This window comes from Azospirillum formosense, from assembly GCF_013340925.1.
GTDB lineage: Bacteria > Pseudomonadota > Alphaproteobacteria > Azospirillales > Azospirillaceae > Azospirillum > Azospirillum formosense.
On the sequence record NZ_WHOR01000437.1, the window covers coordinates 1 to 2,678 of the forward strand.

Here is a 2,678-nt window from a genome sequence, read left to right on the forward strand (position 1 = left end):
GGACGCTCCACGTCGATCAGGGCGTCGGGGGCGTCGATGGGCAGGGATTGGCTGAAGGCGACGGCGCGCATGGCCTCAAGTCCTTGTGCTTGTTGTGGGGTGCTTGTTGCGGCGTGTTGTGCTCTGCCGACAGACTTGCGCCTTGCAGCACCGGGGCGCAAGAATGCACATGAAACGCACATAGTGTCGAAAAGGATACCGTCATGGCCCGCGTCCCGCACGCCAACCTGGACTGCTCGCCGGGCTGCCCGGTGGAGGGTGTCCTCGCCCTCATCGGCGGCAAGTGGAAGGGGCTGATCCTCTACCACCTGCTGAGCGGCACGCTGCGCTTCAACGAGATCCGCCGGCGCGTCCCGAACGTTACCCAGCGCATGCTGACCACCCAGCTCCGCGAACTGGAGGCGGACGGGCTGCTGGTCCGCACCGTCTATGCGGAGGTGCCGCCGCGCGTCGAATACAGCCTGTCGCCGCGCGGGCGGAGCCTGGAGCCGATCATCCTGGCGCTGAAGGCCTGGGGCGAGGAGCATCTGCGCCCCACTGCCGCCTCTGCCACCGCCGCTTCCGCTGTCGCCGCCGCATGAGCGCCTTCGTTCCGCCTCCCCCGCAGCGCCCGTGGGGGCACCGCCTGTTCTTCCCCGCCGCCGCGCTCTATGGGGCGCTCAGCGTGCCGCTGTGGGTGGCCGGCTATTTCGGATGGCTCGGCATCGGTTGGACGCCGGCGCTGCACGCGCACGAGATGCTGATGGGCTACGCGCTGGCGGTGGTCGGCGGCTTTCTGCTGACGCGGCCGTCCGGGATGGCGCTGGCCGTCGCCTTCGCCGCGTGGCTGGCCGGGCGGCTGGCGGTGCTGGGCGGCCTGCCGCCGGAGATCGCGGCGCCGCTGGCGCTGGCCTATCCGGTGGCGCTGTTCACGATCGCCGGCGTGCCCTTCCTTCGCGCCGCCAAGAGCGGCCATAACCTGCTGTTCGGCCCGGTGATCGGCGCCTTCGCGCTGGCCGAGACGCTGGTCTGGTGGGGCGGCGACGGCGGGCGGACGGGCGCGCTGTTCGCGCTTCATCTCGTCGGCATTCTGATGCTGGTGATGGGCGGGCGCATCATCCCCTCCGCCACGGCGGGCGAACTGCGCAAGCAGGGCGGGGCGCTGGTGGAGCGGGTGCAGCCGCGCCTGGAATGGGCGGGCGTCGCGGGCGCGGTTCTGGCCGCCCTGACCGTGGCCGTCGGGATGACGACCGGTCCGCTGCCATGGATCGGGGCGGCGGGCGCGGTGTTGGCCGGGGTGACGGCCTGGGCGCGTCTGGCGCGCTGGCGGACGGGCGCCGTGCTGAAGCGTCCGGACCTGTGGAGCCTGCATCTGGGCTACGGCTGGCTCGGGCTCGGCTGGCTGTTCCTCGGCGTGGAGCGGCTGGCTCCGCTGACCGGCGGGGCGGGCTGGCACGTGATCGGCGCGGGCGCGCTGGGCACGCTGGCCGCCTCGATGATGGTGCGCGCGACCTTGCAGCGCGAGGCGCTGCCCCCGGATTTCTCCCGGCCCGCCACCGCCGCCATCGCTCTGGTCGGGCTGGCCGCCGCGCTGCGCGTCGCCGCGGCCAGCACGGCGCCGGACCTGCTGATGCCCGCGGCGGCGCTGGCCTGGATGGGAGCGCATCTGCTGGTGCTGTGGGTGCTGCTGCGCGTGCCGAAGCGGATACGGGCCTGAGCCATCCACCACTTGACGCTCCCCGCCGCGCCCCCGACACTCCGACGCAACGGCCATTGCTAACGGGCCATGGGGAGACGCGGACGCGTCCGCAGGGGGGATCATGAGCGACGCATTGGAACCGGTCCGCAGCGCGGGCGTCGTCGGGCTCGGCTCCATGGGCATGGGGGTGGCGCTGTCGCTGCTCCGCGCCGGCTTCCGGGTCGTCGGCTGCGACCTCGACGCCGCCAAATGCATGAGCCTCGTCACCCATGGCGGGGAGGCCGCGGGCTCCCCCGCCGACGTCGGGCGCCGGGTGGACCGCGTCATCGTCCTGGTCGCCACGGCGGAGCAGGCGGAGGAGGTGCTGTTCGGCGCCGAGGGGGTGGCCGGGACCCTGGCGAAGGGCGGCGTGGTCGTCCTGTCCACCAGCATCCCGCCGGACATGGCCGCCGCGGTCGGGCGACGCCTCGCCGAACGGGACCTGCTGATGCTGGACGCCCCGGTCGGCGGCGGCCCGGTGCGTGCGGCGGAAGGGCGCATGGTGGTCATGGCCTCCGGCCCCGAGGACGCCTTCGCGCGGGCGGCCGACCTGATCGCCGCCGCGTCAGGCACGCTGCACCGCGTCGGCACCGAACACGGACAGGGCTCCGCGGTGAAGGCCGTGGAGCAGATGCTGACCGGCATCCACGCCGCCGCGGTGGCGGAGGCCACGGCCTTCGGCGTCCGCGCCGGGGTCGATCCGCAGCGGCTGGCCGAGATCATCGCCGCCGGTCCCTTCCACATCCCGTCGCAACGGCCGCTGGGCATCGTCGGGACGGACCTGGGCAGCGTGATGGACGCCGCGCGGCGGATGACCGTTCCGACCCCGTTGGCCGCCTCCGCCCTGCAACTCTTCACCATGGCCGCCGCGGTGGGGCTGGGGCGTGAGGGCGACGGCGCGCTCGTCCGGATCTTCGACCGGCTGGCCGGCAACCCGCAGGAGGGCTGAGGAATCATGTCA

Annotated in this window: 3 protein-coding genes; all 3 read left to right on the forward strand. The window is 73.4% G+C overall.

All coding sequences use genetic code 11. From position 1 onward, the window contains the following. The first annotated feature begins 203 nt into the window (after positions 1-203). The 3 genes from GBZ26_RS28675 to GBZ26_RS28685 all read left to right on the forward strand — a co-directional run bounded on the left by GBZ26_RS28675 (position 204) and on the right by GBZ26_RS28685 (position 2,666). A complete protein-coding gene (locus GBZ26_RS28675) occupies positions 204-581 on the forward strand; it encodes a winged helix-turn-helix transcriptional regulator (RefSeq protein WP_174441708.1) in 378 nt (125 codons plus the stop codon). Further along, the gene (locus GBZ26_RS28680; RefSeq protein WP_174441709.1) at positions 578-1,696 is read left to right on the forward strand and encodes an NnrS family protein; all 1,119 of its coding nucleotides are present in this window, start codon (positions 578-580) and stop codon (positions 1,694-1,696) included. Before GBZ26_RS28675 ends, GBZ26_RS28680 begins: the two co-directional genes overlap by 4 nt. Before the next feature lie 103 nt (positions 1,697-1,799). Beyond that, complete coding sequence (locus tag GBZ26_RS28685) at positions 1,800-2,666, forward strand: NAD(P)-dependent oxidoreductase (RefSeq protein ID WP_174441710.1); 867 nt, start codon at positions 1,800-1,802, stop codon at positions 2,664-2,666. The last annotated feature ends 12 nt before the right edge of the window (positions 2,667-2,678 follow it).

Bases quoted from the DNA above. Each gene is read 5' to 3' on its own strand.
- GBZ26_RS28685 (WP_174441710.1), top strand. From the start codon at position 1,800: ATGAGCGACGCATTGGAACCGGTCCGCAGCGCGGGCGTCGTCGGGCTC.
- GBZ26_RS28680 (WP_174441709.1), top strand. From the start codon at position 578: ATGAGCGCCTTCGTTCCGCCTCCCCCGCAGCGCCCGTGGGGGCACCGC.
- GBZ26_RS28675 (WP_174441708.1), top strand. From the start codon at position 204: ATGGCCCGCGTCCCGCACGCCAACCTGGACTGCTCGCCGGGCTGCCCG.